Here is a 13,022-nt window from a genome sequence, read left to right as displayed (position 1 = left end):
CAGGGATGACTGACACTCCGGCCCCTGACACTCTCGCCGAGATTCGCGGCGAATTCCTCGAGCTCGCAGAGTCCGAGCGCCTCGAGCTGCTGCTCGAGTTCGCGAACGAGCTTCCCGATGTCCCCGCAGCTCTGCGGGAGCATCCGGAGATGTACGAGCGCGTCGCCGAGTGCCAGTCCCCTGTGTTCATCAACGTCGAGATCGTCGACGACATCGTGACGATGCATGCGACCGCGCCGCCCGAGGCGCCGACGACTCGCGGATTCGCCAGCATCCTGGCTCAGGGCATCACCGGACTGACCGCCGACGCAGTCCTTGCGATCCCCAACGACTACCCGCAGACGATCGGTCTGACCAGGGCGGTGTCCCCCCTGCGCATCGGCGGAATGACCGGGATGCTGATGCGCGTGAAGCGGCAGGTCACTGAGAAGCGGTGAAGTGGTTCGCGCTCATCCACTCGGTGATCGCAGTCGTCCAGCTGATCTGATCGTAATTCCACAGCTTGGTGTGTCGTGCGACGGCGAACGGCGGCATTGTGACGATGTCCGGGCGGGCTTCAGCCAGAGCGCGTGATGCATCGATCGGGACGAAACCGTCGTCCTCGCTGTGCAGCACCAGAATCGGCACATTCAGTTCATCCGCTCGAGCGACCATATCGAGCCGATCGAAGGCGATCGGCTCGTCCGCACCGCTGAGGCGCGCGGTCACCGGCGAAGACAGGGCGTTCATCGCCAACGTCGGCAGCGGATCGCGATAGCCAGACTCGCGTGCTTGAAATCGCAGCACCGTGCGCCAGTCGACAACTGGTGACTCCAGCACAACACCGACAATCTGCTCACGGTGCGCAGATGACATGAGTGTCTGCAATGCGATCGCGCCGCCCATCGACCATCCCACCAGGATGATCCGCTGGGCGCCGTGACGCAGCGCATAACCGATCGCCGCATCCACATCACGCCATTCGGATGCTCCGAGCGAATAAGCGCCACCGCGACTGCGCGGCGCCTCACCGTCATTTCGATACGAGACGACAAGATTCGGCAATCCCATCGAGTGAAACACCGGCACCGCGCGCAGGCACTCCGCCCGCGTCACACCGCGCCCGTGAATCTGGACGACCCAGGTGTCCGATTGGGCGGGGAACAGCCAGGCCGGGCAGGGCCCCGCGGGTGTCCCGATGAGCACCGACTCCCACGGCAGATGCAACTCTCCTGGCGTCGAGTAATACCAGCCGCTGAACGCGGCAGCACGATCGATGCGTGCGCCGGTATCGACCTGCGTCAGCAGTTTTCTGCGCACGCGTTTCGTGTCAGAGCTGAGCACGGCGCCGAGCTTCACATATCCGGTGGTCCCGGTCGTGAACAGACCGTACCGGCCCGGGAGCTCCGTGTCTGCGGTGCGGCTCAGTTCGATCGTCTGCGCGCCGGTATCAACGGCGAGGATCTCGACATCTGCGGCGCGAGCAGCCGGCGTCACGACCTTTCGAGCGATCGCGAACACGAAAAACAGCACTGCAGCACCGAGGGCGACAATCGCGGGTACCACCAGTGCAACGGCGTGCCTGAGACTCTTCATCGCTTCCTGACTCTAGCCTGTTGCCGTGACCGCACATCCCGATGACGGAGCGCAATTCGAACGTGCCGCAGCTGAGCTGCGCGACACGGTGTTCCGCGATGACATCGTGGTGCGGGAGATTCCTTCCCCGCAGGGGCTTGCGCCATACTCAATCGCGCTCGCTGCAGACGTGCGCCCCGATGACACCGGCGACTCGCTCTACGGCACCGGACGCTTCATCCTGTTGTACGACCCCGACGAGCCGAATGCCTGGGATGGTGCCTGGCGTGTGATCACGTTCGCACAGGCTCCGCTCGAACCCGAGATCGGCACTGACCCGCTGCTGGCCGATGTCACGTGGTCGTGGCTGGTCGATGCCCTGGAATCGCACAGCGCTGATTACCATTCCGCGTCCGGAACGTCGACGAAGACCCTGTCGAAGGGGTTCGGCGGTCTGGCTGCGGAAGGCGACGGAGCGCAGATCGAACTACGCTCGTCTTGGACGCCGGAGGAACCATTCCGGCCGCACGTAGAGGCATGGGCCGAACTGGTCGGCATGCTCGCCGGGCTTCCTCCCGGTTCTGAGAACATCGCCGTGTTCGGCGCACGAAAGGCAGGTCGTGACTGAGTACTCCGTCATCGACGATCCGATCGAATTCGAGGCGGCATGCGCGCTGCTCTCCGACGGCACCGGCCCCGTTGCCGTCGACGTCGAGCGAGCCTCCGGATTCCGCTATTCGCAACGCGCCTATCTCGTTCAGGTGTTTCGGCGCGATGCCGGCGTGTTCCTGTTCGACCCGCCAGCAGTCGGTGACTTCAGCGCACTGCAGCAGGCGATCGGCGACATCGAATGGGTCTTCCACGCCGCCAGCCAAGATCTCCCCTCGCTGCGCGAGCTCGCCTTGGAACCGGCGACCATCTTCGACACCGAGTTGGCTGCTCGCCTGCTCGGACACGATCATGTCGGCCTCGCCGCCGTTGTCGAGGACACCCTCGGAATCACGCTGAAGAAGGAGCATTCCGCCGCAGACTGGTCGACGAGACCGCTGCCGGACAGCTGGCTCGACTACGCAGCTCTCGATGTTCTTCATCTGGTCGATGTCCGCGACGCGATCGCAGCCGAACTCGACGAGCAGCAGAAGACCGAGTTCGCCCGCCAAGAGTTCGCGGCAACCCTCGCGCAGCCGCCTCGTCCGCCACGAGAGGACCCATGGCGCCGTCTGAGCGGCTTGCACCAGGTCAAGGGTGCACGCGGCCTTGCCATCGCCCGCTCCCTGTGGGAGTCCCGCGAGGAGTACGCCCAACAACAGGACACCGCCCCGGGCCGCCTCGTACCGGATCGTTCCTTGGTCGCGGCTGTCCTGGCGAACCCGCAGAGCAAACAGGCGCTCGCGAGTGTGCAGAACTTCACCGGACGGGCCAGCCGCTCACAGCTGGACCGGTGGTGGCAGGCGATCGTGCGCGGGCGTGAGACCGAACTGCTTCCGCGGTTGCGAGTGAGTACCGATGCGCTTCCGCCGGCACGGGCGTGGGTTGATCGCAACCCCGAAGCCGATAGCCGGCTGAAGCACGCGCGGCCCGCTGTAGAGGCACTCGCCGAGGAACTCGCGATGCCCACCGAGAATCTTCTCAAGCCCGACACGCTGCGGCGTCTAGCCTGGACACCGCCAGAGCCGACCGCAGAAGCCGTCGCTGATTCGCTGGCGAAGCTCGGTGCCCGGCCCTGGCAGATTGATCAGACTGCACAGAAGATTGCGGATGCCTTTGTAGAAGCTACGCAATTGCCAGAACCGGCCGTCGCCCCTGAGTCGTAGGTTCAACCCAACCGATTCCCGCGGGCCCATGCTGGCTCCTAGGCTGAGATGAAACCCAACCTTGGAGGCAGAGTGGCCGAGATCTCGGACGTCTTCTTCGTCGATGGCATGCGCACCCCGTTCGGGCGCGCTGGCGAAAAAGGCATGTACTGGAACACCCGCGCAGACGACCTCGCCGTGAAGGCGACGATCGGGCTCATGGAGCGCAACGCCGACGTTCCGGCAGAGCGCATCGACGATGTGGCCATCGCCGCGACATCACAGACCGGCGACCAGGGGCTCACGCTCGGTCGCTCCGTGGCAATTCTTGCGGGTCTGCCCAACACCGTGCCTGGCCTTGCCGTTGAGCGCATGTGCGCCGGCGCCATGACCAGTGTCACGACCATGGCCGGCTCGATCGGCATCGGCATGTACGACTTCGCGATCGCCGGCGGCGTCGAGCACATGGGGCACCACCCCATCGGCGCCAACGCCGACCCGAACCCGCGTTTCGTCGCGGAGAAGATGGTCGACCCGGGTGCGCTGAACATGGGCGTGACCGCGGAGCGCATCTTCGATCGCTTCCCGCACCTGACCAAGGAGCGCTCTGACCGGTTCGGGATGCTGAGCCAGCACAAGGTGCAGGCCGCATATGACGCCGGGAAGATCCAGCCGGATCTCGTACCGGTTGCTATCAAGGGCGCCGACGGCGCTTGGGGGTTGGCCAGCGAGGACGAGGGCCGTCGCCCGCAGACCACGATGGATGATCTCGCGGCTCTCAAGACTCCTTTCCGGCCGCATGGTCGAGTGACCGCCGGCACCTCTTCGCCGCTAACTGATGGAGCGACGATGTCGCTACTGGCCGGTGGCGGCGCAGTGAAGGAATTCGGTCTGAAGCCGAAGATGAAGATGGTGTCGTTCGCATTCGCCGGCGTGCAGCCGGAGATCATGGGCATCGGCCCGATCCCCTCGACGGAGAAGGCGTTGAAGAAGGCCGGACTCACGATCGCCGACATCGGTCTGTTCGAACTGAACGAAGCATTTGCCATCCAGGTCATCTCGCTGCTCGACCACTTCGGCATCGCGGATGACGACCCCCGTGTGAACCAGTGGGGCGGGGCTATCGCGCTCGGTCACCCCCTCGCAGCATCCGGTGTGCGACTGATGATCCAACTCGCCGCGCAGTTCGCCGAACGTCCGGACGTGCGTTACGGCCTCACCGCCATGTGCGTCGGCCTGGGCCAGGGCGGCAGCGTCATCTGGGAGAACCCGTACTACGACGGCAAGAAGCGAAAGTGAGTACGAACATGACCGACTACGACAAGATCGATTTCTCTCCCATTCTCGCCCTCGCCGGCGACGAGGTCATCACGCATTCGCCGGTCAGCGACATTCGCCTCGCCTCCGGCAAGGTGATGGCGTTGATCACCCTCGACAACGGCCGCGATCACACCAGGCCGAATACGCTCGGACCGGCAACCCTCACCGAACTGGGTGAAACACTCGCCGGGCTCAAAGCGCGCGCAGCGGCTGGCGAGATCCATGCTGTCGGCATCACCGGCAAGCAGTACATCCTCGCTGCCGGTGCAGATCTCTCGGATATCTCGAAGGTCACATCCACCGATGACGCGCGCTTGATCGCGCAGCTCGGCCACAAGGTCATCGGCTCGCTCAGCGAACTCGGTGTTCCCTCGTTCGCCTTCGTCAACGGGCTCGCGCTGGGTGGTGGGCTCGAGATCGCGCTGAACTCGACGTACCGCACGGTGGATGCTTCGGCCGCAGCGGTCGCGCTGCCAGAGGTATTCCTCGGCATCATTCCCGGTTGGGGCGGTGCCTACCTGCTTCCGAACCTCATCGGCATCGAGAACGCCCTTGAGGTCGTGATCTCGAATCCGCTCAAGCAAAACCGGATGCTCAAGCCGCAGCAGGCATTCGACCTCGGGATTATGGATGCCATCTTCCCGGCCGCTAACTACCTCGAGAACTCGCTCGCCTGGGCGGATGAGGTACTCAGCGGCAAGAAGGTGGAGCGCAAGAATGAGCCGGGCAAGCTCGAGCGCCTGACGAAGTGGCCAATTGCCATCAAGATGGCACGCGGGATGCTGGAATCGAAGATCGGCACGATGCCGCGCTCGCCCTATGTCGCGCTCGACCTGCTCGACAAGGCGAAGAGCGGTACCAAAGCCGAAGGCTTCGCGCGCGAAGATGAGGCGCTTGCCGATCTCGTCTCCGGCGACCAGTTCGCGGCATCCATGTATGCGTTCGATCTCGTGCAGAAGCGTGCGAAACGTCCGGTTGGAGCGCCGGACAAGGCTCTCGCCAAGAAGGTTACGAAGGTCGGCATCATCGGCGCTGGTCTCATGGCCAGCCAGTTCGCGCTGCTTTTCGTTCGCAGGCTGCAGGTGCCGGTGCTGATCACCGACATCGACCAGGCACGTGTCGACAAGGGCCTGGCATACATCAATGAGGAAATCGGCAAACTTGAGGCCAAGGGCCGGCTCGACTCCGACAGTGCGAACAAACTGCGCGGTCTGATTCATGGCACAGTCGACAAGAGCGAGTATGCGGACTGCGACTTCGTCATCGAGGCGGTGTTCGAAGAGGTCGGCGTGAAGCAGCAGGTGTTTGGCGACATCGAGAAGATCATCGCCGATGACGCGATCCTGGCGACGAACACTTCGTCGCTGTCGGTCGAGGAGATCGGAGCCAAACTCGCCCACCCGGAGCGGTTGGTTGGATTCCACTTCTTCAACCCGGTCGCGGTCATGCCGCTCATCGAGATCGTGAAGACGCCGGGCACCGATGAGCAGACGCTGGCGACAGCCTTCGTCGTGGCGAAGGGACTCGGCAAGAGCGCCGTGCTCACCGCCGATGCTCCGGGCTTCGTCGTGAACCGGCTCCTGGCGAAGGTCATGGGCGAGGCGGCACGGGCAGTCTACGAGGGAACACCGATCGCCGACGTCGAGAAGGCCTTCGGACCGCTCGGTCTTCCCATGGGCCCATTCCAACTCATCGACCTCGTCGGTTGGAAGGTCGCAGCCCACGTGCAGGACACGATGGTCCGGCACTTCCCCGATCGGTTCTACGCCAACGACAACTTCCACGCTCTGGCAGAGCTTGACAAGGTCGTGGAGAAGGACAAGGGCGGGCGTGTCACCGGCTGGACCAAGGCGGCGGAGAAGGCACTCAAGGGCGCTGTGGGTTCGGCCCCGGCATCGGCCGAGACGATCCTCACCCGCGTGCAGGACGGCCTCGCGCAGGAGATCAAACTCATGCTCGATGAGGGCGTCGTGCCCGAGGTCGAGGACATCGACCTCTGCCTGATCCTGGGCGCCGGTTGGCCCTTCATCGATGGCGGTGCTTCGCCGTACCTGGACCGAGAGGGCGCATCGGAGCGGGTGTTCGGCGGCACCTTCCATAACCCGCCGATCCGCGGGATCGGGAGCTGAGCTAGTACTCGTCAGCAGGAAAGAGGGGGCGCATCTTCGGATGCGCCCCTTCTTTCCTGCTATGTTTTGAACATGTTCGAAAAAGACGAGGGCCCCGTCAAAAAGAGCGAACGCACCCGGGTGAAGATCCGGGATGCTGCAATCACTTCGTTCATCAAGAACGGCTACGCCGACACGACGATGCGCGCGATTGCTGAGGCAGCAGGCGTCTCTGTCGGCAACGCGTACTACTACTTCCCGTCCAAAACCCATCTGGTGCAGGAGCTCTACGTCCGCGTCCAGCGAGAACATGCCGCTCTCGCGCTTCCTCAGCTCGAAGGGGTTCCTGGGCTCGTCGACCGCCTGCGGATCGTGTTCGAGACGGGCCTTCGCGCAGTGCTCCCCTACCAGCACGTCGCGCCGGGATTCCTGACTGCGATGATCCCTCCGGACTCTCCGCTCAACCCGCTTGCCGATGAGTCCGGGCCCGCGCGCGAGATGACGCTGAATCTGTTTCGGTCGGCCGTCTCCGGCGCGCAGCATCGACTGCCGGAAGAGATCGCAGGGCGGATGCCGGAGGCCCTGTTCGTTGCCTATCTTGCGCTCGTACTGCGGTGGACGTACGACAGCACCCCTGGGCAGCGCAGCACGAGGCGTCTGCTCGATAGCGGGCTGCGGACTCTGGCGCTCGCGCTTCCGTTCGCCAGAGTCCCAGGAATCCGCAAGGCGACGAGCGAGCTGCTGACCCTGATCGGCGAGGTGCGAACATGACCGAAGTCTCCCCACGGACCGTTGAAGAGCCGATGGCGTTCACGGACGGGGAGTTTCGTCAGGGCGCGTTCGCCGCATGGATCTCGTTCATGCTTCTGCTCGTCTCGATGCTCATCGTGACGGCGGTGCTGAACTCCGGCCTCCCGTGGGGCCCGCCTCTGGCGATGATCACGCTGTACTTGATGTTCGGGGTCCCGGTCGGTGGCGCGGTATCAGCCGTCGTCACGCTCATCGCGGCGCCCATCCTGCGACTGATCGCGCGACGTCTGGCACGAAGCCCACGAATCATCGTGCACGTCGCCGTGTACACGGCCTTCGGTGTGCTGCTGGGCTTTGTCGTCCTCAGCGCAGGTGTGCTCATTACCCGCGGTAGCTTCGCCTACGTCTTCTCGACGTGGTTCCCCGCGATGGTGGCCACAATGTGCGCCCTCAGTGTTGTGTCAGGCTGGGCCTGGACAGCAAGGCGTCACAAGCGCGTCCCCCGTCACCGCGCGCCCGCTGCACGCCACGACGCAGCTGTCTAGGACTCAGCGCCGTTCGTGCAGCGGAAGATCGATCGCGCCGGTCTCGCCGGCGTTTCGCGCCATGGGGATACGCGTTCCCAAGACTTGCGCGACGATATCCTGAGCGATCTTCGAAGCCGTGAGACCGGCGTCTGCGAGGATCTCCTCGCGTGACGCGTGGTCGAGGAACTCATCAGGCAGCCCCAGCTCGTCAACAGCGGTGTCAATACCCGCTTCACGCAGAACCTGGCGGACCCTGGTGCCGATGCCGCCGACACGGATGCCGTCCTCCAGGGTGATCACCAGCCGGTGCTGGGCTGCGAGTTCGATCACCGAGGGCTGCACGGGGATAGCCCAGCGCGGATCGATCACCGTCGCACCGATCCCCTGCGCTCGCAGCCGCGCGGAAACATCCATGGCTAGCGCAGCGAATGGCCCGATGCCGACAAGCAGCACGTCCTCGCCCTCACCACGGCTGAGCACATCGACGCCGTCGGCGAGCCGCTCCAACGCAGGCAATTCGGGCACCACAGCCCCCTTGGGGAATCGAATGACCGTCGGGGCATCATTGACGGCGACAGCCTCTTCCAACGCTTCACGCAGCCGCACAGCGTCTCTGGGGGCAGCAATCCGGATGTGTGGCACGATCTGCAGCATTGCGAGGTCCCACATGCCGTGATGGCTCGGGCCGTCCGGTCCCGTGATTCCGGCGCGATCGAGCACGAAGGTCACTCCGGCCCGGTGCAGGCCGACATCCATGAGCACCTGATCGAACGCGCGCCCCATGAAGGTCGCGTACATAGCGACTACCGGATGCAGGCCGCCATAGGCGAGGCCCGCTGCCGCTGTCACCGCGTGCTGCTCAGCGATCCCCACGTCATACACACGGTCGGGAAAGCGCTCGGCGAATGCGGCAAGGCCGGTCGGACGCAACATCGCGGCGGTCATCGCGATCACTTGCGGATCGCGTTCACCGACTTTGACGAGGGCATCGGAGAAGACATCCGTCCAGCCCTGACCACTCGAGGAGAGTGTCTCCCCCGTCGCCGGATCGATGCGCCCAACGGCGTGGAACTGATCTGCTTCGTCGTCACGCGCCGGCTGATAGCCCCGGCCCTTCTCCGTGATGACGTGCACGATCACCGGCGCGCCGTAAGACTTCGCCTGCTCCATGGTCTCGATCAGCGCGGGAAGGTCGTGCCCGTCGACGGGTCCGAGGTACTTAATGTCGAGGTTCGAATACAGGGCCGCGTTGTTGGTGAACCGTGAAAGAAAGCCATGCGTGCCACCGCGAACGCCGCGGAAGAGCGCACGTCCAACAGGGCCGAAGGCGCGGAACAATCGATCTGATTTGCGGTGCAGATTGCGGTAGGTGGCCGCCGTGCGCACGCGGTTGAGATATCGGGACATACCGCCGATGGTCGGCGCATAGGATCGGCCGTTGTCGTTGACGACGATGACGAGGTTGCGGTCGTTATCGTCGGAGATGTTGTTGAGCGCTTCCCAGGTCATACCGCCGGTGAGTGCGCCGTCGCCGACGATCGCCACCACATGGCGATCTGCACGACCTGTGGCTGTCAGCGCCCGTGAGATGCCATCCGCCCAGCTGAGTGAACTGGAAGCGTGAGAGGACTCGACCACATCATGCGCGCTCTCGCTGCGCTGCGGGTAACCGGCCAAGCCGCCGCGAACACGCAGATTCGAGAAGTCTTGGCGGCCGGTGAGAATCTTGTGCACGTAGGACTGATGCCCGGTATCGAAGACGAAGGGGTCATCCGGTGAAGAAAAGACCCGATGCAGCGCGATCGTCAGTTCCACCACGCCGAGGTTCGGCCCGAGATGGCCGCCGGTGCGCGAAACGTTGTCGACCAGGAATGTGCGAATCTCTGCGGCCAGATCATCGAGCTGATCGAGAGACAATCCATCTAGATCCCGGGGTCCTGAGATGCTCGGAAGAATGGGCATCTGCACCTCCTCATCGACTCCGCGCGACGCTCCTGAGCGAGCGAACACTCCAACGGGAATCTTACCGCGCTCGGCAGAGAATCTTCGGTGAACAGGCACCCCCACGTTCCTGCCGAGTACGCGAAAGGGGCCCGGATCATACGATCCGAGCCCCTTCGACAAACGCTGATCAGACCAGCGAACGCAGCACGTACTGCAGAATTCCACCGTTGCGGTAGTAGTCCGCCTCACCGGGGGTGTCGATGCGAACGACCGCGTCGAATTCCACCGGCTGCTTACCCTCAGGCGAGTGCTCGCTCGGCGTAGCCGTGACCCGCACCGTCTTCGGCGTGGTGCCGTTGTTGAGCTCTTCCAGGCCCGTGATCGAGACGATCTCGGTGCCGTCGAGACCCAGCGACTCCCAGCTCTCGCCAGCGGGGAACTGCAGCGGGACGACGCCCATGCCGATCAGGTTCGAGCGGTGAATGCGCTCGAAGCTCTCGGTGATGACGGCCTTGACACCCAGCAGACTGGTGCCCTTCGCAGCCCAGTCGCGCGACGATCCCGAACCGTATTCCTTGCCACCGAAGATCACCAGCGGGGTGCCGGCGTCCTGGTAGTTCTGGCTGGCGTCGTAGATGAACGACTGCGGTGCGTCAGCCTGGGTGAAGTCGCGAGTGAAGCCACCCTCGATCTCGTTGCCGTCGTTGACGGCACGAACCAGCTGGTTCTTCAGGCGGATGTTCGCGAACGTGCCGCGGATCATCACTTCGTGGTTGCCACGGCGTGAACCGAAGGAGTTGAAGTCCTTCTGCCGGACTCCGTGCTCCTCGAGGTACTTCGCAGCCGGGGTGCCGATCTTGATGTTTCCGGCCGGGCTGATGTGGTCAGTCGTGACCGAGTCACCCAGGGTTGCCATGACACGCGCACCGGTAATGTCTGACACGGGGGTCAGCTCCATCGTCATGCCCTCGAAGTATGGAGGACGACGCACGTAGGTCGACTTGTCGTCCCACTCGAAGATGGGGCCGGTCGGGGTGGGCAGGCTCGTCCAGCGCTCGTCACCGTCGAAGACCGTGGCGTACTGCTTGATGAACTGCTCACGCGAGATCGATGAGTCGATGACTTCCTGGATCTCTGCCGGGGTCGGCCAGATGTCCTTGAGGAAGACGTCGTTGCCCTCGGTGTCTGTGCCGAGTGCGTCGTTCTCGAAGTCGAAGTGCATCGATCCCGCCAGTGCGTAGGCGACTACCAGCGGCGGCGAAGCCAGGTAGTTCATCTTCACATCGGGGCTGATACGACCCTCGAAGTTGCGGTTACCGGAGAGCACTGCGGTGACGGCGAGGTCGTGATCGTTGATCGCGGCCGAAACCTCTTCGATGAGCGGACCAGAGTTACCGATGCAGATGGTGCAGCCGTAGCCGACCGTGTAGAACCCGAGGCCTTCCAGATCCTTATCGAGGCCGGACTTCTCGTAGTAGTCGGTGACGACCTTCGACCCCGGGCCGAGCGTGGTCTTGACCCACGGCTTCTGCTTCAGACCCTTCTCGCGCGCCTTACGGGCGAGAAGTCCTGCGGCCATCATGACCGACGGGTTCGAGGTGTTGGTGCACGAGGTGATCGCGGCCAGGGTGACAGCACCGTGGTCGAGAATGTAGCTCTCGCCATCAGGCGTGGTCACCGGAACAGGCTTGGACGAGCCGTTGACGCCGCTGGAGATGTGCACCGGACGCGTGTCGTGGTCTTCCTCACCGGGCACGGGGCCCGGGTCGGAGGCCGGGAAGGAGTGCTTCGATTCCAGGTCGACCAGCGAGTCCGATGTGCTCGGCTGCGCGTAGTCGACGATGTCCTTCTCGAACTGCGACTTCGCCTCTGACAGCAGGATCCGGTCTTGCGGACGCTTGGGACCTGCGATCGACGGCACTACGGTGCTGAGGTCGAGCTCCATGTACTCGCTGAAGGAGGGCTCCTTCGAGGCGTCGTGCCACAGGCCCTGCTCCTTGGCATAGGCCTCGACGAGAGCGATCGCCTGCTCGTCGCGACCGGTGAGACGCAGGTAGTCGGTGGTGACAGCATCGATCGGGAACATCGCCGCGGTCGAACCGAACTCCGGGCTCATGTTTCCAATGGTGGCGCGGTTGGCGAGCGGCACGGAAGCCACACCGGCACCGTAGAACTCGACGAACTTGCCGACCACGCCGTGCTTGCGCAGCATGTCAGTGATCGTCAGCACCACGTCGGTCGCGGTGACGCCGGCGGGAATCTCACCGGTGAGCTTGAAGCCCACGACACGAGGGATCAGCATCGACACGGGCTGGCCGAGCATCGCGGCCTCGGCCTCAATGCCACCGACGCCCCAACCGAGCACACCCAGGCCGTTGACCATGGTGGTGTGCGAGTCGGTTCCGACACAGGTGTCGGGGTAAGCCTGGAGCACGCCGCCGTTGGTGCGGTCATAGATGACCTTGGCGAGGTGCTCGATGTTCACCTGGTGCACGATTCCGGTTCCCGGGGGGACGACCTTGAAGTCGTTGAACGCGGTCTGACCCCAACGCAGGAACTGGTAACGCTCACCGTTGCGCTCGTATTCGATCTCGACGTTGCGCTCAAGAGCATTCTCGGAGCCGAACAGGTCGGCGATCACCGAGTGGTCGATCACCATTTCAGCAGGCGACAAGGGGTTGATCTTGTTCGGGTCGCCACCGAGTGCGGTGACGGCCTCGCGCATGGTCGCAAGATCGACGATGCAGGGCACGCCGGTGAAGTCCTGCATGACCACGCGGGCCGGCGAGAACTGGATCTCGGTGTTGGGCTCGGCCGCGGCATCCCACGATCCCAGAGCCTCGATCTGAGCCTTCGTGACATTCGCGCCGTCCTCGGTGCGAAGCAGGTTCTCGAGGAGTACCTTCAGGCTGAACGGGAGCTTGTCAAAGCCCGGAACCGTGTCAACGCGGAAGATCTCATAGTCGGTACTGCCGACCGTCAGGGTGCTTTTAGCACCGAAGCTGTTAACCGTGGACACGAATCCG

At 63.9% G+C, this 13,022-nt stretch carries 10 protein-coding genes; 7 read left to right on the top strand and 3 right to left on the bottom strand.

The window, feature by feature from the left end:
- The first annotated feature begins 5 nt into the window (after window positions 1–5).
- Entirely contained in the window at window positions 6–437 is a 432-nt protein-coding gene (locus tag ACSU1L_RS02220) for a SufE family protein (RefSeq protein WP_438254457.1), read from the top strand.
- On the opposite strand, the gene ACSU1L_RS02215 is transcribed toward ACSU1L_RS02220, so the two are convergent.
- Window positions 421–1,575: an alpha/beta hydrolase family protein gene (locus tag ACSU1L_RS02215; RefSeq protein ID WP_438254456.1), complete on the bottom strand. Its 1,155-nt coding sequence runs from the start codon at window positions 1,573–1,575 to the stop codon at window positions 421–423. The two genes, ACSU1L_RS02220 and ACSU1L_RS02215, sit on opposite strands and share 17 nt — an antisense overlap.
- A 25-nt stretch (window positions 1,576–1,600) precedes the next feature.
- Between ACSU1L_RS02215 and ACSU1L_RS02210 the strand changes: the two genes are divergently transcribed.
- The 6 genes from ACSU1L_RS02210 (at window position 1,601) to ACSU1L_RS02185 (ending at window position 8,070) form a co-directional block, all read left to right on the top strand.
- Window positions 1,601–2,182 carry a DUF3000 domain-containing protein gene (locus ACSU1L_RS02210; protein ID WP_438254455.1) on the top strand — a complete coding sequence of 194 codons (582 nt, stop codon included), beginning with the start codon at window positions 1,601–1,603 and terminating at the stop codon, window positions 2,180–2,182.
- Window positions 2,175–3,368 carry a ribonuclease D gene (locus ACSU1L_RS02205; RefSeq protein ID WP_438254454.1) on the top strand — a complete coding sequence of 398 codons (1,194 nt, stop codon included), beginning with the start codon at window positions 2,175–2,177 and terminating at the stop codon, window positions 3,366–3,368. Before ACSU1L_RS02210 ends, ACSU1L_RS02205 begins: the two co-directional genes overlap by 8 nt.
- 72 nt (window positions 3,369–3,440) lie before the next feature.
- Entirely contained in the window at window positions 3,441–4,646 is a 1,206-nt protein-coding gene (locus tag ACSU1L_RS02200; RefSeq protein ID WP_439254546.1) for a thiolase family protein, read from the top strand.
- Between the two features lie 8 nt (window positions 4,647–4,654).
- Complete coding sequence (locus ACSU1L_RS02195) at window positions 4,655–6,796, top strand: 3-hydroxyacyl-CoA dehydrogenase NAD-binding domain-containing protein (protein ID WP_438254851.1); 2,142 nt, start codon at window positions 4,655–4,657, stop codon at window positions 6,794–6,796.
- Window positions 6,797–6,868: 72 nt separating this feature from the next.
- Window positions 6,869–7,546 carry a TetR/AcrR family transcriptional regulator gene (locus tag ACSU1L_RS02190; RefSeq protein WP_439254544.1) on the top strand — a complete coding sequence of 226 codons (678 nt, stop codon included), beginning with the start codon at window positions 6,869–6,871 and terminating at the stop codon, window positions 7,544–7,546.
- Complete coding sequence (locus ACSU1L_RS02185) at window positions 7,543–8,070, top strand: hypothetical protein (RefSeq protein WP_438254451.1); 528 nt, start codon at window positions 7,543–7,545, stop codon at window positions 8,068–8,070. The genes ACSU1L_RS02190 and ACSU1L_RS02185 overlap by 4 nt, the downstream gene beginning before the upstream one ends.
- 3 nt (window positions 8,071–8,073) lie before the next feature.
- Here ACSU1L_RS02185 and dxs read toward each other — a convergent pair whose 3' ends face one another.
- Entirely contained in the window at window positions 8,074–10,014 is a 1,941-nt protein-coding gene (dxs, locus tag ACSU1L_RS02180) for a 1-deoxy-D-xylulose-5-phosphate synthase (protein WP_439254542.1), read from the bottom strand.
- 169 nt (window positions 10,015–10,183) lie between these two features.
- Window positions 10,184–13,015, bottom strand: coding sequence for an aconitate hydratase (locus ACSU1L_RS02175; protein WP_438254448.1), 2,832 nt, complete (start codon window positions 13,013–13,015; stop codon window positions 10,184–10,186).
- Between the last annotated feature and the right edge of the window lie 7 nt (window positions 13,016–13,022).

The sequence above is a fragment of the Microbacterium sp. A94 genome, from assembly GCF_051842855.1.
In the GTDB taxonomy this organism is placed as follows: domain Bacteria; phylum Actinomycetota; class Actinomycetes; order Actinomycetales; family Microbacteriaceae; genus Microbacterium.
Note: the sequence above shows the minus strand (reverse complement) of the source record. Positions and strands in the feature narration are given on the sequence as shown.